Origin of the sequence: Mucilaginibacter metallidurans (genome assembly GCF_003286435.2) — a bacterium.
Classification (GTDB): domain Bacteria; phylum Bacteroidota; class Bacteroidia; order Sphingobacteriales; family Sphingobacteriaceae; genus Mucilaginibacter; species Mucilaginibacter gossypii.
Genome location: NZ_CP043449.1, coordinates 4,561,484 through 4,583,092, shown reverse-complemented (window position 1 = coordinate 4,583,092; position 21,609 = coordinate 4,561,484). Strand labels below are relative to the sequence as shown.

Annotated in this window: 16 protein-coding genes; 9 read left to right on the top strand and 7 right to left on the bottom strand. The window is 35.8% G+C overall.

Translation table 11 applies throughout. The features are described 5' to 3' along the window. Positions 1-476 precede the first annotated feature (476 nt). From DIU38_RS19435 to DIU38_RS19405, 7 genes are all read left to right on the top strand, one after another. Positions 477-1,235 carry a metallophosphoesterase gene (locus tag DIU38_RS19435; protein ID WP_112657922.1) on the top strand — a complete coding sequence of 253 codons (759 nt, stop codon included), beginning with the start codon at positions 477-479 and terminating at the stop codon, positions 1,233-1,235. 397 nt (positions 1,236-1,632) lie between these two features. Further along, complete coding sequence (locus DIU38_RS19430) at positions 1,633-2,379, top strand: type IV toxin-antitoxin system AbiEi family antitoxin domain-containing protein (RefSeq protein ID WP_208057769.1); 747 nt, start codon at positions 1,633-1,635, stop codon at positions 2,377-2,379. Next, positions 2,379-3,245, top strand: a complete 867-nt coding sequence (locus tag DIU38_RS19425; RefSeq protein WP_112657926.1) for a nucleotidyl transferase AbiEii/AbiGii toxin family protein — start codon at positions 2,379-2,381, stop codon at positions 3,243-3,245. Before DIU38_RS19430 ends, DIU38_RS19425 begins: the two co-directional genes overlap by 1 nt. Before the next feature lie 202 nt (positions 3,246-3,447). Further along, positions 3,448-6,864: a helicase-related protein gene (locus tag DIU38_RS19420; protein ID WP_112657928.1), complete on the top strand. Its 3,417-nt coding sequence runs from the start codon at positions 3,448-3,450 to the stop codon at positions 6,862-6,864. An 18-nt stretch (positions 6,865-6,882) separates the two neighbouring features. Continuing rightward, on the top strand, positions 6,883-7,179 hold the full coding sequence (locus tag DIU38_RS19415) for a hypothetical protein (protein WP_112657930.1): 297 nt from the start codon (positions 6,883-6,885) through the stop codon (positions 7,177-7,179). A gap of 76 nt (positions 7,180-7,255) precedes the next feature. Beyond that, a complete protein-coding gene (locus DIU38_RS19410) occupies positions 7,256-9,523 on the top strand; it encodes an Eco57I restriction-modification methylase domain-containing protein (protein ID WP_149354128.1) in 2,268 nt (755 codons plus the stop codon). 149 nt (positions 9,524-9,672) lie between these two features. After that, complete coding sequence (locus DIU38_RS19405; protein ID WP_167516229.1) at positions 9,673-10,491, top strand: TaqI-like C-terminal specificity domain-containing protein; 819 nt, start codon at positions 9,673-9,675, stop codon at positions 10,489-10,491. A 72-nt stretch (positions 10,492-10,563) separates the two neighbouring features. On the opposite strand, the gene DIU38_RS19400 is transcribed toward DIU38_RS19405, so the two are convergent. Further along, a complete protein-coding gene (locus tag DIU38_RS19400) occupies positions 10,564-11,898 on the bottom strand; it encodes an Eco57I restriction-modification methylase domain-containing protein (protein ID WP_149354126.1) in 1,335 nt (444 codons plus the stop codon). Between the two features lie 60 nt (positions 11,899-11,958). On the opposite strand from DIU38_RS19400, the gene DIU38_RS19395 reads away from it, so the two are divergent. Beyond that, positions 11,959-12,552: a master DNA invertase Mpi family serine-type recombinase gene (locus DIU38_RS19395; RefSeq protein WP_112659176.1), complete on the top strand. Its 594-nt coding sequence runs from the start codon at positions 11,959-11,961 to the stop codon at positions 12,550-12,552. A gap of 281 nt (positions 12,553-12,833) precedes the next feature. On the opposite strand, the gene DIU38_RS19390 is transcribed toward DIU38_RS19395, so the two are convergent. The 6 genes from DIU38_RS19390 to DIU38_RS19365 form a co-directional block, all read right to left on the bottom strand. Further along, positions 12,834-13,379 (bottom strand): transposase, encoded by a 546-nt coding sequence (locus DIU38_RS19390; protein WP_149354043.1) that lies wholly within the window; start codon positions 13,377-13,379, stop codon positions 12,834-12,836. Beyond that, the gene (locus DIU38_RS19385) at positions 13,310-13,831 is read right to left on the bottom strand and encodes an IS110 family transposase (RefSeq protein ID WP_149354044.1); all 522 of its coding nucleotides are present in this window, start codon (positions 13,829-13,831) and stop codon (positions 13,310-13,312) included. The genes DIU38_RS19390 and DIU38_RS19385 overlap by 70 nt, the downstream gene beginning before the upstream one ends. A 351-nt stretch (positions 13,832-14,182) precedes the next feature. Next, the gene (locus DIU38_RS19380; protein WP_243770702.1) at positions 14,183-15,430 is read right to left on the bottom strand and encodes a tyrosine-type recombinase/integrase; all 1,248 of its coding nucleotides are present in this window, start codon (positions 15,428-15,430) and stop codon (positions 14,183-14,185) included. 644 nt (positions 15,431-16,074) lie between these two features. Beyond that, positions 16,075-18,792 carry a TonB-dependent receptor domain-containing protein gene (locus tag DIU38_RS19375; RefSeq protein ID WP_112657534.1) on the bottom strand — a complete coding sequence of 906 codons (2,718 nt, stop codon included), beginning with the start codon at positions 18,790-18,792 and terminating at the stop codon, positions 16,075-16,077. Between the two features lie 158 nt (positions 18,793-18,950). Beyond that, positions 18,951-19,952, bottom strand: coding sequence for a FecR family protein (locus DIU38_RS19370; protein WP_112657536.1), 1,002 nt, complete (start codon positions 19,950-19,952; stop codon positions 18,951-18,953). A gap of 141 nt (positions 19,953-20,093) precedes the next feature. After that, positions 20,094-20,648 carry an RNA polymerase sigma factor gene (locus DIU38_RS19365; RefSeq protein WP_167516228.1) on the bottom strand — a complete coding sequence of 185 codons (555 nt, stop codon included), beginning with the start codon at positions 20,646-20,648 and terminating at the stop codon, positions 20,094-20,096. 403 nt (positions 20,649-21,051) lie between these two features. Between DIU38_RS19365 and DIU38_RS19360 the strand changes: the two genes are divergently transcribed. Beyond that, positions 21,052-21,468 carry an acyl-CoA thioesterase gene (locus tag DIU38_RS19360; protein ID WP_112657540.1) on the top strand — a complete coding sequence of 139 codons (417 nt, stop codon included), beginning with the start codon at positions 21,052-21,054 and terminating at the stop codon, positions 21,466-21,468. Positions 21,469-21,609: the final 141 nt, after the last annotated feature.

Here is a 21,609-nt window from a genome sequence, read left to right as displayed (position 1 = left end):
TTCTACAGCATTTGCTATGCGTTTTGGTGGGTCAGTTTGCCCCGAAATACCATGGTCAGTTTGCCCCGAAACAGTGGGTCAGCTTGCGCCGAAATGGTGTGGTCTCATTCATCATAATCTCCAAACCAAAATAAAGGGGTTAATTGAGGCAAAATATTGAAAAAATTGCTTCGGAGTTGGGTCATCGAAACAATACAGAAGGCAAGATTATGGCATTATCACAGCCAGTCTTTTCTGTAAGGCCCAAAACAAACTTTACAAAGTTTGCTATCTTGCGGGCGGCAAATTATATTGCAAATATAATAATAGATTACCAATAAATTTCAGTAAAAATTATTGTAATGGTAAATTTTGTGTCAATTTATTTTAATATCATTCCAATTTAAAACCGATATAAATAAGTTATTTTAAAAAGACAGGTCAAATAATAGGCATGTCTAATAGTTTTAAAGTACCTTTTCTAATTTTGAAACGTTATGATTCTACAATACTGCTCCGACCTACATTTAGAGTTTTCCCAAAATGAAGCTTATATAAAAGCCCACCCAATTCAACCTGTCGGAGAAATTTTGGTGTTAGCAGGTGACATTACTTTGTTTACCCAGATAGACCACCAAAAAGACTTCTTTAATTATGTCAGTAATCATTTTAAGGAAACGTATTGGATACCTGGAAATCACGAATATTATCAAAGCGATATTTCAAATAGATCGGGTTCATTTGAAGAAAAAATCAGAAATAATGTATATCTGGTAAATAACGTAGTTAAAAATTTTGGCACAAATCAGCTTATATTTTCCACGTTGTGGTCTTCCATCAGCCTGTTAAATGGCTGGCGGATAGAACGTGGCTTGAATGATTTTTATCAAATTAACTATAATGGGAAACGTTTTCAAATTCCTGATTATAATAACTTTCACGAAAACTGTCTTACGTTTCTGCGCGATGCTTTAGAAGCAGATACAAAGGGCAAAAAAGTAGTGATCACACATCATCTCCCTACTTTTAAACATTATCCGCCTGAATATAAAAGCGACTATCTAAATGAAGCTTTTGCAACCGTGCTGGATGATTTGATTTTGGATACCACGCCGGATTATTGGATTTATGGACATCACCACCGGAATATTCCTGAATTTAAAATAGGGCATACAAAAATGTTGACCAATCAACTTGGATATGTTCAACAAAATGAAAATCTATTTTTTAATAGTGATAAATGTATCGAACTTTAAATTATGCATTTGGAAGTTCGTAAGGATTGGGATGGCAGCGAAGCATATCTGATAGCAATGGTGTCAGATGCTAAAAAAACTAAATCGGACTTTTTAGCCATGGTTGTTTTGTAACTATACTCACTGGCTATTTGGCAATTGCCTATATATCGCCCCTATAAGGTTTCTTTGCCTCTATACAAGGTGTAATATATTGCCTGGTAACAAGCAGTCACAAAAGCGGCAGCTTATTTATCAAGGACTGCTCTAAATAATGTTGGGTATTTAAAAGAACTTTGTATATTTACTTTTAATGTAATGATAAGACCCATTTTTTAGGTCTTATCATTACACTTGAAGTAATATGGCACATAGCGTTTACATATCATCCAACCTTACGCAACAACAACTTGAATTTATGAAGTTGCTGGATGACTATGAAATTGAGCTATTTCAATTTGATGAAATTGAAGGTCAAATCAATAGAAAGTTTGATAACCTCAATGAGGTTCTTGAAAATTTAGTTCATAAAGAACTGCTTTCCCGAATAGAACGGGGGAAGTTTTGCAAAGCTAATTTCCGTGATGAAAATGTGATCGGCACGTTTGTGGTAAAAAACAGTGCAGTTGCTTATTGGTCGGCTTTAAATCTACACGGGTTAACCGAGCAATTTTCTAACACAATATTTATCCAGACCACGCAGAGGAAAACCGATAAGGCCCTTTTTGGAACCCCTTATAAATTTGTCACTATAAATCCTGGTAAGCGTACTGGCATTATGTACAACGGCTATGGCAATACAAAATATCCTATAACGGATATTGAAAAGACCATCATAGACTGTTTCGATCAACCACAATATTCCGGAGGTTATGCTGAACTAATAAGGGCTTTATCTCAGGCAGAAATTACCGCTGATAAGATGATCAATTATTGCCGACAAGTTGGCAATAACGCTGCTACTAAAAGAATAGGTTTTTTGGCAAAGCTATTTGAAAAGCCATCGATGGATAAATTTATTGATTTCGCAAAAGAACAAATCAATGATAAGTATAACCTTTTTGATCCGCAGGGAGCAGAAAAAGGCGAATTTGTAGCAAGTTGGAGGCTGAGATTAAATATCAGCAAAGATGAATTACTTAATCTAAAAGACAAACAATATTAATGATACTAAAGAAGGAAATAGAAAAAATTGCACTGCATGAGAATGTATCACGTAGTACGGTGGATAAGGATTGGGTATTAGGTCATTTTATTGATGCCATATTCTCTATTCCATTATGCCGGGATAGTCTCGTATTTAAAGGCGGCATCTGTTTGAAAAAGTGTTATATAGCTGATTACCGATTTTCAGAAGACCTGGATTTTACCTCTGTAAACCCTGACTTTTCATTAGACCGGGAATTATTACAGGAAATAACAACACTCATAACGCAAAGAACAGAAATTCCTTTGTTTATTGATTCCATAAAAGAATTGAAGCATAAGGACATGCTTACCGGGTATGCGGCAGTCATTAAGTTTTGGGGTGCAGATCATTTAAAGAATCAGGTGCCTCCTCCCCCGGAAAGATGGGCAACAAGCGTAAAAGTAGAAATCATTCTTTATGAAAAAATGCTATTCCCGGTTAGTTCGAGATCTATAACGCATGCGTATTCTGATAAACTGGCTTTAGCGGGTCAAACCATCCCTTGTTATGATTTGCAAGAAGTAATGTCAGAGAAATTGAGAGCATTAATACAACGTTCCTATTCTGCACCGAGGGACTACTTTGATATATGGTATCTATCCCATAAGCTTACAGCTATAGAATGGCCGATAATAGTAAAAGCGTTTCACGAGAAAATGAAATTTAAGAACTTGGTATTTACTGGCATAGACCAATTTTTAAATGATGATGTAGATAAAAAGCTTACGGGAGCATGGAAAAATAGCCTTGCGCATCAGATACCTCATGAACAATTACCACCTTATGGCCACGTGAAAGAAGAATTATTAGAGTTGTTCAAAATAATATTTAATACCAATTAGACTTATACATCCGCGGTTAAAGGCTCCCGATCACAGGGTTACCAAAATAACATCAAAGGATTTGAAGCGGAGTGTTTTTTGCATTGCGTAAATTAATAGCTTAGGAGTTAGTGAATGCGGAAATAATAATAAATATTGGCAATATTTCCATACTTTGGGATATTATAAAAGTTGAAAGCCCAACCTATCTTATACCGATTATATGATAATAGACAATGATAATTCAAAACTTAAAGTTTATGAATGGATCGCGAAATATAACGAAGAGGGAAACTTGGATGTTGTAACCGGATATTTTACTATCGGTGCTTTGGCATATCTTTCCAAAATAACCAAGGAAAAAATTAAAGACTATCGTTTTATTCTCGGTGATATAGTAAGCTTTGACGATAAAGTAGATGCCCTTAATTTACTTAATGAAAACATAAGTATTGATACATCCCTAAAATTGAATGCTTTAGCAAAAGAAGCGGTTGCTTTTTTGAAATTGGATAATGTTGTTGTTAAAACATTAGAGCCTAATTTTTGCCACGCAAAATTATACCTGAAAACCGCAACGGCTGACGAAAGAAATCATTATTTTATTTCTGGAAGTTCGAACTTAACCGAGGCGGGTATAGGAATGAAATCAACAAGCAACGTTGAACTTAATATTGCTGAAACGGGCGATGGCAATCAATATAATGAGTTAATCAAATGGTTTGAGGGCTTATGGAATAGGCCCCAAGCACATTCGAAAAAAACTTTGATAAATCCCGAAGGTAAAGTCATAAAAAAAGATTTTAAAATTTATCTTATTGAAGAAATCTCGCGTCTGTTCTCAATCTATTCTCCTGAGCAAATCTATTTTAAGATACTTTATGAATTATTTAATAAAGAGATAAATGACCCTGAAGCAGAAAAAAAATTAGTTAAACTGGAAGACACTACGATCTTTAATAGATTATATGACTTTCAAAAAGGGGGAGTAACTAGTTTAATTAAAATGTTAAATAAATACAACGGAGCAATCTTAGCAGATGCTGTTGGTTTAGGTAAAACATGGAGCGCATTGGCAGTTATGAAAGCCTTTCAAAATGATCATAAGATCATTTTGTTTTGCCCCAAAAAATTGGAACAGAATTGGCAGCAATATTTAGAGGGGAATAATTCAAGTTTAGAGGCTGATAAATTTGAATATTTAATTCGCTTTCACACGGATTTAAGAGATGGAGGAATGAGATCAAGAGATATTAAAGCCAACTTTTTTTCTGATGATAAAAAGAAACTAATTGTTATCGACGAGAGCCACAATTTAAGAAATGACAAATCAAGTAGGTATCAATATCTAATTGCTGAAGTTTTACAAAAGTCACAAGGTGAAGTTAAGGTATTATTACTATCAGCGACACCAATTAATAATTCATTTAAGGACGTCAGAAATCAATTTAAACTGATGACTAAGGGTGATAATAGTGGGTTTAAGGAGAGTTTAGACGTTAACAATATTGAGCATACTTTTAAGGATGTCCAAAAGGTATTTAATGATTGGAGCCAGGAAGATGAACCAAAACTGGCTGATTTTCATCAGAGGATTAAAGACAGTAACTTTTTTAGGTTAACAGATCATTTGTTGGTTGCAAGAACACGAAAAAGAATTCAAAGTCACTTTAATTCTTCTTTGTCCTTTCCTAAGCATAAAAAGCCTATTAATATTTTCAAAACGCCATTACGTTTTGGAGATGTAGAAAGCTTTGCTGAGCTAATGGAGAATTTAAAACTAAATTTATCCGCTTATCAACCTTCTTACTATACTATTTCAAAAGAAACACGCTTAAAAAAAATTAAGGAAAAGAAATTCAGAGAAAGAAAAGGAGAAAAAGGAGAAAAGGATGCTATCTTGAAAGATGATGTACAACGTGAATTTTTCTTGGTTAAAATGATGATGATTTTAATGCTTAAACGCTTAGAATCATCCTGGTTCTCTTTTAAAATAACAGTTGAAAGAATTTATGAACATCATGATAATGCCTTATTAAAAATTAATCAATATCAAGATACGAAGGCGGAAATTTCAATTGATTTGAATGCTGGGTTAGAAGAGGAAACTATGATTGATGACGAAGGTGGTGTTTTAGACAGCTTTACATTTGGTAAAAAAAATCCAATATCACTAAGATTAATCGATATAGCTGGGAATCTTGATGATTTTAAAAGTGCTATTAAAACAGATAAGAAGAACCTGAAATACATATTGGATAATGTTTTTGCTTTTGAAAGTAAAATCAATCCTGAAAAAACGCTAAAATCTGATGATAATAAATTAGAGGCCCTACTTCAAATTCTTAAAGAAAAGGAAGAATCAATCAGCAAAAAGTTAGTGATATTTACTGCATATAAGGATACAGCAGAATATTTGTTCGAACAGTTGCTAAATAGAGGGTTTGAACAATTTGCTATGATCACGGGTGACGAGAGCAAGGCATGGAATGAAACCCAAAGCAATAAGAATCATGAATATATATTACAAAGGTTTGCCCCATATACCAAACTTTTTAGAGACAAAAATTGGTTAAATTTTAGACCAACAGTTAAAAATGTTGATTCAATCGAATGTTTTGAAGAATGGAAGGCTTGGGTAAAGAATATTGATTCCGATACTGCCGATAAACTTCAAAAGCCATTAAATATCTTAATTGCTACAGATGTTTTAAGCGAGGGACAAAACCTACAGGATGCTGATTTAGTCATTAATTATGATATACACTGGAATCCTGTACGTGTAGTACAACGTGTTGGGCGTATAGATAGAATTGGGTCTCCGAATACAGAGATCCAAAGCATAAACTTTTGGCCAGCGTCTGATATTGACGATTACATTAACTTAAAGGCACGTGTCGAGAAAAGAATGGCGATGATGAAGTTGGCCGGCTCAGAAGTAATTAACGATTTTACGGACGACTTTAATGCAATGTCCGCAGATGAAAGCCTAGAGGATCGGCAAAATGCTAATATGTTAAGGCAAATGGAACATAGTTTGGAGAACATTGAAGGTGAAAAGACATTGGGTTTCGACAGTTTTTCTTTCGACAGCTACAGAGAGTTATTAAATAGAATGTTGAATACTAAACGAGATGTCGTTGAAAAAATGCCAAATGGTATATTTTCAGGTTTTATTGTTGGCGAAAATGAAGTTCTTCGAACGGGCTTAATTGCATTATTAGGTTATCCAGCTCAAAAAAAATATTCTCCGGAAAATGGCTACTCATCTTATGAATTAATTCATATAGATATGGACGGTAATCCGATTTCCAGTAATCAAAAGATCATTCTAGAACAATTACAACTACACTATTTAAAGCCGAGATTTGTAGAGCCTAAGGTTGAAAGTGGCGATGAAGAAACTATTCAAAGGCTTAGTAGTGCTTTAAGAAAATGGGTAGACGGGCAAGCTAGGACAGAAATTGAATTAGAGGATGGAAGCGTAAAAACCGTTATGTCAACCGCGGTTTTAGATTTTATGCAGCAGTTGAAAACTTCTGCTGGAAAAATCACTCAACAGCTTAAGTCAGAAGGGGCCTTATCTGAAAAGTATGATTTCGAAAAATTTGATTTAATTACATGGCTTATTGTTAGTTAAAAAGTCTTATCATATAATATGAACCTTACCTTATTCACCACAGAACCGTTTATCAAAGCTTTAAAATCCTTTTTTACTAGCTTGAATATCCCAATAAACTATATTACAGAAGAACCTACTAGTGCAAAGGAGCTTTTAAAGGCACCTCACTACAAAGACAATGACACTTTTAAACTAATAGACAATGTATACGCTTTAGGAATTATAGACGATGCAGCATTTGAAAACAGTGTTGGTACTGCATTTGATAAAATAGAAAGCGGACTACAATGGGATTTTGGTTTTCGGCGTTATATTGAAGGAACGGTCAAATAGCTTATTACCCACACGTAGTCAACTGGCCGAAATAACAAGAGCGTTCAATAAGGCTTATCCTTATTTACCAGTAACCTTGGTTTTCAAGTATCAGCATTACATCGCTCTTTCTAACTCGGAGCGTACACAATATCAACAAGCGTGGCGCTCTGGCGAAAAGGTTGGTAAGGTCACTATCCTAAGGGATATTAATCTTAAACAGGTACATGAAGGGCATAACCGCATTCTGCAGCAGCTGGCCATTACACGCTCCGGGAAAAATGGTGTCAATTCGTTTAAGGAGTTACATAAGTATTGGAAAGAGGTTTTCAGCGTATCAATACTTAATAAGAGCTTTTATAAAGAATTATCGAATTGGTATTTCTGGGCGATAAAAGAAGTCAATTTCCCTAATAATCCTTTACGTATTGATTCACCTTCAGATGAAGCTTATGAAGAGGCATTAAAGGAACATAAAGGAAAAAATGTAATACGCCTACTTACTCGTATATTATTTATATGGTTTATCAAAGAAAAGAACCTAATTCCTGAAGAGATCTTTGATGAAAAGATTATTGCCGAAGATTTTATTGCGGACTTTACGCCACAAAAACCACATGGAGTATTTGCTACAGGAAAACATAATAGTCAATATTATCGCGCGATTTTACAAAATTTATTTTTTGCCACATTAAATCAAACAAGGGGCAAACGTGAATTTAGAAAGGAGGGGCATCAACACCAAAATATTACGCAATTGATGCGTTATCAGAGTTATTTGAAAAACCCTAAAGCCTTTATAAATTTAATGGAAAAAACTGTACCCTTTATGAATGGAGGCTTATTCGAGTGTTTAGATAAGCCACACCCAACAGCAAAGGGTAAGCAAGGTGGCGATAGAATAATTTATGTAGATGGATTTTCGGACAAAGCTGACAATGTATTGCAAGTGCCTGATTTTTTGTTTTTTGATGCGGAAGAAACTGTTGATTTAAGTGATGATTACAATGATAAAAAATTTAAAACCGCCAATACCAAAGGACTTATCAATATCTTAAAGTCATATAAATTTACTATTACCGAAAATACTCCTATAGATGAAGAAGTAGCCCTAGACCCAGAACTTCTTGGTAAAGTGTTCGAAAATTTATTGGCAAGTTATAACCCGGAAACAAAGACCACCGCACGTAAGCAAACCGGCTCTTTTTATACACCACGTGAAATTGTCAATTATATGGTGGATGAAAGTCTGGTAGCATACCTTAAAAATGAATTAGAAAACAAATCATATGATGGAAATTTGGAGGAGAAGTTACACGAGTTGGTATCATTTGGTGATAGCAATCCCTTTGATGATGAACCTGAATTTCAAAGATACATTATAGAAGCGTTAGATGATTGCAAAATACTTGACCCCGCGTGTGGCTCAGGTGCCTACCCAATGGGCATTTTACAAAAAATGGTGCATATTTTGCATAAAATTGATCCAAATAACAATGAATGGAAGCAACGTCAAATTGACAAAGTTGAACAAGCAATCGAATTATTGGAAGACACTCCAAGCAATAAAAGCAGTATAACGGAACTCCAAAAACAAATAAAGGACATAGAGGGAGCGTTTAATAATAATGAATTAGATTATGCGAGAAAACTTTTTTTAATTGAAAACTGCATCTATGGTGTGGATATTCAGCCAATTGCGACACAAATTTCAAAGCTGAGGTTTTTCATATCACTCGTAGTTGATCAAAAAGTAGATGCCGAACATGAAAATTTTGGTATTCGACCACTACCTAATCTTGAAGCTAAATTTGTTGCAGCAAATACGTTAATTGGGATAGATAAACCCGTTAAGGGAAAATTTACAGGCTCTTTATTTGATAAAAAAGAGATAGATGTATTAGAAAAACAGCTAAAAAATATAAGACATAAAATCTTCAGCATAAAAAGCCCTGGGCGAAAGAGGGAATTAAGAGAACAAGATAGAATATTACGTGAGCAAATTGGAGATTTATTGATTGCGGACTATGGAAATGATACCGCTAAGTTGCTTGCTTCTTGGGATCCGTATGACCAGAATATTTCTTCGCCATTTTATGACACCGAGTGGATGTTTGGCTTGTCTAAAAAAAATGGTGGTTTTTTTGATATAGTAATAGGAAATCCACCATATGGCGTGTCGATTAAAGGATCTTCGAGAAAAACGATTTCAGAATCTTTGGGTAAGGTGCCAGATTTTGAAATATATTATTACTTTATTGAACTTGCTAATACTCTGTTAAAAACGGATGGAATCAAGGCCTATATTATCCCAATACTTTTTTATTCAATGTATTCGCCTCAGAATACAGAAAAAGATTATTAAATAATTGGGATATATTTATTATTGACTGCACGGCATTTAAAATTTTTGAGGGTGCTACTGTTTTTAATGCAATTACTATCTTCAAAAAATCAACATTTAATGACTTCTTAAAATATAAAATCACAAGTGATTCTAATACCTTTTCAGATTTGATAAAAAGCGGTAATGGTATTATTTCGAAATCTTACTTAATAGAAAATAACCAAAATTGGTGTTTAGTTTTTAAATTAAATACGAACGTTTTAAATCTAATTTCAAAAATTAAAAAAGGAAAAAGAAAGCTACAACAATATTTTCCTGAAATAAGCCAAGGTTTAATAGCATATGATAAGTACCAGGGTCAAACCGACGAGATTATAAAATCACGGGCGTATCATTATCAGTCCAACATCAAACCAAATTTAAAAAAATGGTTATGGGGAAGCGATGTTAACAGATTCTCAGTTGTGTGGAACGAAAGGGAATGGATTGATTATTGTGATGGTATTGCAAACCCCAGAAATCCTAAGTTCTTTAAGAACGAACGTTTATTAGTAAGAGAAATAACCAATCCGTCAATTTTTTGTGGATTTACAGATCAGGAGTTATACCACGATCCGGCGAACATTGTTATATTAAAAGGTGGATCTTATAGTTTGAAAGTATTGTTAGCAATTCTTAATTCGAAACTTGCAACTTATTATCATTTTAATTCTTCTCCTAAAGCGACAAAAGGAGCATTTCCCAAAATTTTGGTCGAGGACATTAAAAATTTCCCCTTACCTGAAATAACAGAACAGGATCAATCAAAATTAACATCCTTGGTCAACAGATTGCTAGATACGAGAGGCTCTAATTCCACAGCAGATGTGAATCACATAGAGTGGAAACTTGATGAATTTATATTTAAATTATATAACTTAACATTTGATGAAATTAAATTAGTTGAGCCTAATTTCCTAGAGCTTGTAGAAGAAGAGGTAAAGTGAAGTTTATTTGATATGAATATTTGTTACCTCATATTAGGCTAAGCTCTATTTGCATTCAGGACAATAAATTATTTATTGTTCTATTAAATCAATTTCTGAATCTGTAAGTTCATATAAACTATAAAATATCTTATTTATTTCATCTTCAAGAGTTTCGGTATGGGAAGTCCACAATATCTTATCCACAATGGCAACAATTTTTTCTATGACCATATTTTCAGGTATATATATTGGAATTTGCAACAATGGTTCTTTATCTAATTGATAATTATTGCCTTGCATCTTCCCCTTATTTTTCAACCAAAACGCTGTCAGTTTTGAATTAAAAAACGCTGTTAAATATTTTTGGCTAACTCTATCTGTTTTTATTATGTAAAAAGTCGCAGATACGTAACATTCGAAATCAGTATATGTGAATTTTGGATGATCAACACATTTTCGTAAGACTATAATTTTTTCTCCTTTAAAAAACTTCTCATCCCGACTTCGATGCAAGCCATATGGACTATTATCAGAAGTTATTATCGAATGAAATTTATCCAAATGCTTTTTAATATTAGGATAAGATTTTATGTTTTCGGCGTTTTTAAACTTTGAGCCTGTATATATTATCCATTCATTTGTGATTGGATTTGCATTCCACCTTTTGATTTTCTCGGTGGTGTAATAAGGTTTAATTAAATTAAGTTCAATCGCATTTAATTGTAAACTTTCCTTTTCATCTGCATTTATTACAAAAACGCCCTGTCCAACTTGAAAGTTAGCCCCCAAAATTGACTGGTTCTTTTTATTTAAATAATCTTGAGGATGAACTATTCCTTGGGCTACTTCGCTTTTCTCGTTAAGGACGAAGTTCCTTTTATTATTAATCTTTAATAGCAAATCTTCGTTATTAGTGTTACTAAAGGAAAATGTTTTATTTAGAAACTCTTCTTTTGAAATTATAGGTGATAAAAACTCGTTGTCTTTAGATTTAATATCTTTCAGCAATTCTAAAACATTATTTATAGTAGCACCTTCAGTTTTAATTCGCTTTAAATCAAAATTGTATTGAAAGTTATTTTTAGTTTTTGACAGCAAGAAAATCATTGTTTGTATATCGGCACTTTCAAAAATCATGTAACTACCGAAATCCAATATCTTATTGATTTTCGTTTCAGAAATAATTTTATTTCTGAGTTTATACGCTCCTGAATTGGTAACCCAATTATTTGGTGCTATGTAACTCAAGCTTGCATTGTCTTTTAGCATATCAATTCCGATACATGTAAAAAAATACCAAAGGTCCATCTTCCCTTGATAGTAACTAGATTGCCTTAAACCGTTAAATACGCTTTTATCCGTATATTCTTTAATGTATGGTGGATTTCCTATTACTATATCAAAAAAACCACCCGAAAATATCAACTAAAATTGTCGGTAGTTTTAGTGCTTTTAAATTATACACATTCTAACTTATTATTAATCATGATTTACGGATATATTCGAGTAAGCACAGATAAACAGACAGTAGAAAATCAAAAGTTTGAAATTAATGGGTTCTGCCAACAACAACAAATTCTAGTAGGTAAATGGATCGAAGAAACCATTTCGGGTACCAAGGATCTTGAAGACCGTAGGTTGGGTAAACTTCTAAAAAAAATGAAAAAAGATGACATTTTAATATGTAGTGAATTGTCTCGACTTGGAAGAAATTTACTAATGATAATGGGTATCCTAAATCATTGTATGAAAAAAGATGTACAAGTATGGACGATTAAAGATAACTATCGTTTAGGTAGTGACATAAACTCTAAAGTTCTCGCTTTTGCATTTGGCCTTTCCGCAGAAATTGAACGAAACCTAATATCACAACGTACCAAGGAAGCACTTGCTCGTAAAAAAGCGGAGGGTGTGATTTTGGGGCGTCCAAAAGGTCGAAAATCTTTGAAAACCAAACTTACTGGAAAAGAAAAACAAATTGAAAGGCTTTTGAAAGACAAAGTTTCATATAGCGCCATATCAAGGATACTTGGTGTTCACAGATTAACAGTTACATCGTTTATTAAAGGTAGAGCCTAATAACCGCCCATATTCACCACATCCGCGAATATAGCCCACCGCCGGGATAAAAAGTAAAGGCCACGCAGAGCAGGCCGTTTTGTTTTCTTCCAGCGGTGGCCCGTATTCTAAGACTTTTCCAAATAATATTTCTTCATCTTAACTCGACAACAAAATTCTCATTTTGGCCGGAACCCGTCAAGGGTACATAAACAGCGCAGCCGCACAAGCCCGCCCTTCGCTGCCCTTGACAGAACCCGTCCAAAATAAGGGGAGTTGTTTAAGAGTTAAGATGATAAGCCCTAAGCTGCATATTTCATCAGATCTACATAGCCCGAGCCGCGATTGACAACAGCAAACATTCTGGAAATGATCTTGTTGCGTATAACATTTAGTGTACTCATCTTATTTTTCCCCTCGCTCACTCTTCTTTTATAATAGCTTTTCATCTCTGGATTATATGCGCAAGCACATATAGCCACCATGTGGATTAATTTTTTTAGTTGCTTGTTGGATAAACTACTGACTCGTGTTCTTCCTTTTATACTCGTGCCAGATTGGTGTTCAAAAGGAGCAGTTCCCACATAGCAGGCGAACTTTCGCCAGGTAGCAAAACGGGTAAAGTTGTGCGTATAAGCAATCATATTTGCGGCCAGTACAGGTCCTACACACTTAATACTGGTCAGTAATTGATAGTTTAATTTAACTGCTTCATCACTTTCTATAACCGCCTTTATTTGTTCTTCAATCTTTTTAACTTGAACCGTTAGGTTCATTATCAGGCTTTTATAAACTTGAAATATCCCTTGTGCTCTTTTCCTTCCAATGCCTTTTTCTGTTCTTTCCATGTGGCTTCATACCCTCCACGATCACATACCAAGCGATTTCGTAATGTAAGCAGCGACTGAAGTTTGAGAATACTTTTAGCTGGTAATAGAGTTGCCTGAATGGTTTCGCGGTGTAGCCAAGCATATTCAGCGATTCTTTGTGCATCGATCTGGTCATTCTTTCCTCTTCTGATCCCTATAGATTGTTTAATCTGAAGCGCAGGAAGCATGGCGAATGGGATTCCAATATCATTTAGATAAGTGGCAAGTTTAATTGAATACATACCGGTATGCTCGAAGCATATGATCATCTCCGCCGGTTCCGATTGTTTACTATGCTTTTTTACCCAACTTAAAAATAAAGCAAATCCTTTTTCCTCGTTACTGAATGTTTTGGAGGCACCGATTCCGTGCAGGTGGACATCAATAGTAAGCTTTGATACATCGATGCCGATAAATACTTTGTATTTCATACTAAATAAATTAATGTGATGTACTCAGACTAAAACCTTTATAAGACCTGGTGTCTAAAATTCTAACTTGTCATTGACATCGACTTGTGACTCGAAACAGGGACTAATACGGGCCATAGGTCTTTAGCCTGGGCCTTGACTTGGTTCACCCTATTCTTTGTCAGCAAGATACTTTCAATAATAATCACAAAGCAAATCTAAAGGGGCCTTGACTATTTACCCGGCTCGCGTTGTTGGTGGCTTAAGAGGTAAATATGGAGTGGTGTGTTCATTTCCTGACTAACGGATTTAGGCAGTTGATCTACAAACTTGAAAAATAATAGCTCGCAAAAACGCGAGTGCGAATTTGATTTATCCAAAATCCATCAACTTATCAGCTATTTCCTGCTTAACGTTATCCTCGAATCCTGCCCAGTAGTTTTGAGTAGTATTTAAACTACGATGGCCTAAACTTTCCTGTATCAATTCCATTTTAGCACCATTACGGATCGCAGCAGTTGTGAACGAATGCCGTGCGTAATAGGTAGATATATCGCCATCCAAGTCCAGGTCTTTTGCCAACTTCTGGATATGCTGATTAACAAAGCGGATAAAATTTTGGTTAACCCTTAGTTTTTCAGCTTCATCCATCTTTTTCGTTAGAATTGGGAATACATAATTGTCTGGCAAAAAAGGACGGGTACCGTAGCGTTCAATAATTGCCTTAATATTTTCGGTCAAAGGAATAATAATAGGTTGGGGCTTGTCTTTTGTAGTGTGAAGCGTTTTATGCCGTAAAAAAGAAATTGACTTTTTATTGATATTCTTATACTTCAATTCCGCAATGTCGCGAAAATTCATCCCATTGCACTGATAACTGAAAAACCAAAAATCCCTTGCTTTTTCTTTAGGACTGCCCGGCTCTATCGGCGCAGTATATAGTTTCTTTAATTCTTCCTTACTTAACGCCTTCTTTATATTTTGGCCTGTAGGTATCTTGTATTTTTTGAAAGGATAGAGTTCAGCAGCAATACTGCCTTCTTCTATAGCTTTATTGAATATAGCCCTTAATGGTCGTAAGTAAATACCTACAGTTGTCTTGGATTTGTCGGCGGCTACCATCCAATTTTCATATCTGTTTAAAAAATCAACTGTAATGCGAGAAAATGAGAGACTTGAAGCTGGCTTATTATCCTTTCCGGCAAACTCCAATAGAGACTTTAAGCTTAAGCGGTAATTCGAAGCCGTTCCGGCACGGCCATTTCTCGTCAGTTCATCTATATAGTCCTGATAGTAGGCGCACACGTCTGTAGTGGCGGCTTGAGAGCGAAACATTTCCCGCTCAAATTTATCAAGGATAAACAAGCCAGCCATTTTAGTGATAATTCCATTCGCCTTTGCTTCTATGGCATCTAAACATATTTTAATCTCCTGAAATGCTTTCTTAGGTTTTTCGGTTAGATACGATTGTTGGAACTGTTGAGCCGTTAGGTGCATGTCAGTATGGTAGTGCCTAATATCGGTACGGGAGATATATAACCTGATTTTTACCGGCGCTTTTTTACCGGTTTCAACCTTCCGTTCATCTAAATATAAGTTAACTTTTACTGCCATTTTCATTAAAATTAGGTAAAATGCCCGTTTCTCTCACACAAATTTTTTAGAACATGCGAAATTACGCAAATTTCCAATAAAATCACCTATTTTGCTCTCACACATTTCTCACACAAATGGGCAAAAAATGGCAAAAAACAGCAAAGTAGCACATAATGACATTTTCATAAATTATTGATATATAATAATTTAATTAAAAAAACAAAACATAGAAAAGTGCCTCCATAGACTGTTAATCAGAGGGTCGCTGGTTCGAGCCCAGCCTCAGGAGCCTCATAGTCAATGATTTATCCCCACTCTGGCGAGTGGGGTTTTTTGTTTCTCACACAATTTGCAAAAAAAAGCTGGAATAGCTCAATTAATCAGAGGGTCGTTGGCTCGGGCCCAGTCTCAGGATCATAAAAAGTTTTAATTCGTTTAATACGAGTATCCGATCTAAAAGGTGGTTCGAATTTCGCATAATTAAAATGCAGTCATGTATTATTTGACGTTGCTTTATGAGTTTAATTATCAGTAGATTATCATGAGCCGGATTCCTTTATTTTTCTTTATGGGTCGAAAGTTATTATTGATTTTGCTTTCATATAAGATATTATTGAAAGGAAGAAAATAAAAGAGCACCTCCATTTTTATGTTTTTAACTTATCCTACTATTGAGCTCTTCTTTTCTCATCAAAAGATATGGTCTTGTTGTTTCCCGAAACCTTTGATCTTCCAAATAAATAGGTAAGGCCAAGGCTAAAGGTGTTATAATTATAGTCTGTTTTGTCTGTTTGTATAAACCCACTATAACGGTATTCATATTTCGTTGTGTTACCTAAAAAATAACCCGGGCTGATGATCAAATTGTTATTCAATAACTTTAATGTGGCTCCCACTCTAAAACTACGCTGGCTATAGGTATAAATATTGCCATAAGTTGATGGAAGGTTCTGGTTGTAATTCAGATAAAAACTTAGCTGTTTAGTTGTCTTGAAAGCATTATTGAAACTAAACGAGCCGGAAATTCCGTTCGGAGTGCTGATAGCTGTTATTTTAGATTTTGGCGATGCATAGGAAAAAGAGGCGGAGATGCTGTTGTCCCACCATTTAAATAATGACCGGTTAAAGGATGCATAAGCCCCCAGATTATCCTGCGACAAAAAGTTTTCTGTGCTTGTATGAACCTCCGGGCCATTAACGGTTATGAGGTGCGAGATCATATCACTGGTATGTTGTGTATAGACAGTAAAAGAAAACATGCCTTTATAGAGGTAGTTAAACTCAAAATTGTTACTATAGGATGGCAAGAGCGATGGGTTGCCGGTAAAATAAGTATAAATATTTGTATAATAGGCAAATGGATTGAGGGAATTAAGGCTCGGACGGTTGATCCTCTTTGAATAATTTAAAGAAAAAACATTGTTTTTATCAGCCTTATAAACAATGTAAGCCGTAGGGAATAAGGCACCATAATCACGTTTATTACGCTGATTTAAAGTAGGCGAATAACCATCCATCAGGGTATACTCATAACGCAACCCTGCTTTGGCTGTCCATTTTTTCGATAGGTCAGCTTCCATACTGTAATACGCGGCCAGGTTATTTTCGGTATAGTCGAAATCATTACTGCGCGTTTGGTCCAACACGAGGTTATCGAGGATTTGATTATAATATGCTATGCTGGCACTGTTATTATAGGTAGCAAACTTGGCACCTGTTTCTATTTTAGCCCATTTATAAGGTAATGTTAAATCTGATTGAACGGACCAGATATGGTATTTTGACAAGTTATTATTTTGAACTGAAGCATAGGTGTTTTCAGATTCAGAAACAAAATCATTTCTCATTTCAGGTTTATTCGTGAAAAAGTTGAAGGAGCTACTCAATTTTTTTCCGGCCGAATCAAGCTTCAAATCGTGATATAAATTGAAGGTTTGTGTAAATACCGGCCTTGAAATTTTTCCTGTAGTGTTTAAAACAGAATCGATAGCATTACCGGTAACAAAGCTATAGTTGTTACTAAACGTTGTATTCGATTTATAGTCTGAAATATTATAAATAAAACCGATGTTATTGTGTTTATTTAACTCGTAATCTATACTTAAACCGGATTGCAAACCCGGCGAGCTGCCTAAACGACGCTCGTCACTAAGGATTTGGCTCGGCTGCCCGGTTATATCTCTCGATTCTTTAAGAATAAAGCGATAATGTGACTGATTAAAAGTAAAAGAGCTGCTCACTTTTTTTGACCGGAAAAAAAGAGCCATACTATTATTTAAGGATGAGTAGGTGTTCTGATAATAGGTGGAACTAACCGACCCTCGCCAGCCTAACGATTCGTTTTTCTTTAAAACAATATTGATCAGACCGGCATTTCCCTCGGCTTCATATTTTGCCGGCGGCGTGGTGATAATCTCAATTTTTTCTACATTTTCAGCCCTTAACGTTTTCAGGTAATTGGCCAGGTCAGTTCCGCTTAAATAGATTATTTTTTCATTTACCATAACCGCCATACTGCCTTTGCCAACCATAGAAATGTTGCCATTCTCAGACACTGTTAAAAGAGGCGTCACCCGCAAAGCGTCAAAAAGGGAAGCGCCACTTGCTGCCATTGTGTTGTTCAGGTTAAATATTAGCCGGTCAACCTTCCGTTCAAGAATGGGGGTTTTGCTGGTTATGGTTACTTGTTTAAGTTGTTTGATTGATGCATTTAATATGATATCCGGTAATTGAACCGTTTTCATGTCTCCCAAAGTTAGTGCAAGAGACAAACTATCCTTACTAACTTCCGAAATTCCGATCAGATAATCCCCTTTTTCTGTTGCTGTGAGCCTGAAATATCCCCCGGTATCGGTTTGTGCAGACTGGATTATTTTATCAGTAGCAACCTGCTTTATGATCACGTTCGCAAAAGCTATTGATTTATGATTTACATCTACTACACGGCCTTTGATCTCATAGGTGGTTTGCACGGTATTACGTTCGATCAATATATTACCTTCGACCTGTCGATACGAAAGAAATGTATTTTGTAATAGTTCCTGCAAGGTTTGTTCTATAGTTCTGTTCTCCAAAGCCAGGTTAAGCCCGATAAGTGCTTTAATTTCCGCCTTGCGGTAATAAAAACGAAGCGAGGTTTGTTGTTCGATTTTTTTGAGACCACTGGCAAGACTTTCATTCCGCAGGCCGATAGTAACCATGTCCGATTGCATATTTTGGCCCTTGGTGGTAGTAGCCAGTAATAACTGGAAAGTGGTTAATATAATTAAGGTAGTGACAAAGCTTAGGCGCATTAACTGAAAAATAAATGACTGGTTTAATTTTATTCCACCGCTGAGGCCAGCACATACGCCTCCCGGCTTCCGCATTTTTGCAGAAATATTCATATTTTTAAATGTTTTAAGTGACGCAATTATTTAAAACCCCGGTTTTCCGGGACGCCTGTGAGCCGATGACCGTCGGTTTACAGGTTGTTATGACTTATTATCCTGCCTGGAGGACGAAAGTATTTACAAGGCTTAGCTATTGTTCATTTTTTATTTTCTTAATTTTTAGTATTACAACCCGGCCCATCTATCACGATGCTGCCGTCTGGCTTGATCTCATAAATGGCGTTGTTGAAAGCACACATTACTTTTAATATTTTGTCCAATTCTTCACCTCTTAAAGAAGTGCCCGTAAAATGGCAGTCTTTCAATTTTATATTTCTGAAACTGATCTCAACATTGAAGTGTTGTTGCAATTGCACAACAGCATCACCAAAGCTCACATCTTCAAAATGCAGATCGCTTTGCTGCCAGGCAGCTACAGCATTTGCATTAACAGTTGCTTGTACAACTTCTGCTTTTAAAGTATTAAAGCTGATCTGCTGGTTAGGGATAATTACACCTAATAGTTTATTGCCATTGGCAACACTTACCTTGCCACGGGCGACTGTGACCTGAATGGTGTGTTTGTATTTATCCTCTTTGATATTGAATGCTGTACCCAGCACTGTGGTCAGCACAGTTCCTGTATGAATAATAAAAGGTTTGCCTGTGTCATGCCGAACATCAAAAAAAGCTTCGCCGGAAAGATAAACTTCCCGTGTTTTACCATTGAATGCCTTTGGATATTTTAACTCTGAGCCAGCATTTAACCATACCCGGCTGCCATCAGTCAGCGTTATCTCGCTTTTCTGATTAATAGGTACCCGGATGACTGTAAGTTCAACAGGATGTAAACGGCTTTGCAATGATGGCCATTCCAGGTACAAAGTAAAAGATATTAATAATACCGCTGCTGCGACAGCTGCAATGCTTCGCCATAACCCAGGCTTTCTTTGCGGCAGCGGCATTACTTTAGCCTCCGTTTGGTGGATTGTGTTTTTAATTTCGCTAAAAAGGCTGGAAAGCCATTTATCTTTTGCTAAATGATCTAAATTATCCCACTGAGCGTTAATATTGTTATTTTCTTCCAGCCAGCGTTCCACCAGCTCATTTTCTTCATTTGTGGTTTCACCCTTAAGATAACGATCCAGTAAGGCGGCTATTTGATGACGGCTCATTTGTAATCCATTTCACAGTAGCCGTATGAGATGCCATTTGGTACTATAGGGAAATGAAATATTTTTTACAGGTGCAAGTTTAGCCAATTATAAGAAGTACACTTTGAAATAAGGAGAATATAAATGCCAGGGATACCGGATTTAGGACAGCCATAACAATAATGCAGCGGTAGAAACCATTGCCAGTGAAGCTCGTAAATGTTTTAACGCGGTAGAAAGCTGGTTTTTTACAGTTTGTTCAGAAAGTCGCAATTTGTCGGCGATTTCTGTTATACTTAAATTTTCCTCCCTGCTTAATAAGTAAATTTCTTTCACCCGGGGTGACAATTCATCAAGCGATGTTTCAATGCTTTGGGTTATTTCTTTTGCAGCTATTTTTTGCTCAATTGTCGCTTCGTAGCTAACAGCCAACGAGTCTAACATAGCCGCATATTCACGGCGCGTAATATTCTTTCTAATTTTATCAACTATCCGGTCGCGGGTTAGCTTAAAGAGGTAAGCTTTTACATCCCGGTCAACTTTTAATTGTGTTCTTTCCTGCCAGAGCTTAATAAATACATCATGGATTATATCCCTGCCGTCCTCCAAGTCAAAAAATTTAGAACTTGCAAAACCTGCCAACGCATCCGCATATCGACTGTAAATTTCGGAAAAGGCATTCTCATCATCTTTTTTTAAAAGATTGATCAATTGCATATCATCTAAGGCTAAATATACTGTCATTGCTTGTTAAAACTAAGATACCATTATAAAAGACATACACTAATCACAATTAGTTACACTTTATACCAATAGAGATAAATTTTGCATTTTACCCCATTCTCAAGGATCGTAATGTCCTTAGGCTGGATTCGGATAGCAAAAGATCGGCAAGACCGTTTTTCAGTCAGTTCTTGTTGCATATGCGCTCAAAACCACGGATAAAGGTTAAATTCAAAAGAGAGTTCGAAAATCGCCCAGTTAGGGGAGCAAAGCCTCACAAACATTTGGGGCTTTTTACATTGACACAGCCCGGACTGATCCATTAAAATTCAGATCTCTCGTTTCCTGAAACCAAAAGGTTCAATAGCTTTGCAATCCAACAAAAAGGTTAATTATTATGGAATACTCGAAAACCTATATTGCAAAAGATGAGCATATAGATGTACAGGAGATCATGGATGGCTTATATTATCCGTTTTATATGGAATATTGCAGGCATGATTATATCAGGGAAATATTGGGGTTTGATTTTGAAACCGAAGCTAAAAACGGCATTTACATGGTACTGTCAAACTATAGCATCAGCTTTCTCAGATCACTAAAAAAGGGCGATGAATTTAAAGTTACCTGCACCTTGTATACTGATAAAGGGGGCTTGCCAAAGCTGCACTTTAAACAATCTATAATATGCAACAATAAGGTTATGACCAAAGCTGTATTTACGGGCACCTGTGTGCCGGCAACAGGCGGCAGACCGTATTTACCGGCCTCGGTATTAGAAAAAATAAAGGATGCCCCTGTTCTTGAAGATTAAGCGACCGGCAGAGCACCTGTCCCTGCCGGATAATTATGCGGCAGGGTAATATTATACAAAAGAGGCTACCTGTGGGATAGCCTCTTTTGGGATTGCTTAAAGCCTGAAATTATCGATGTATTATAAACCGGCCCGCTGCAA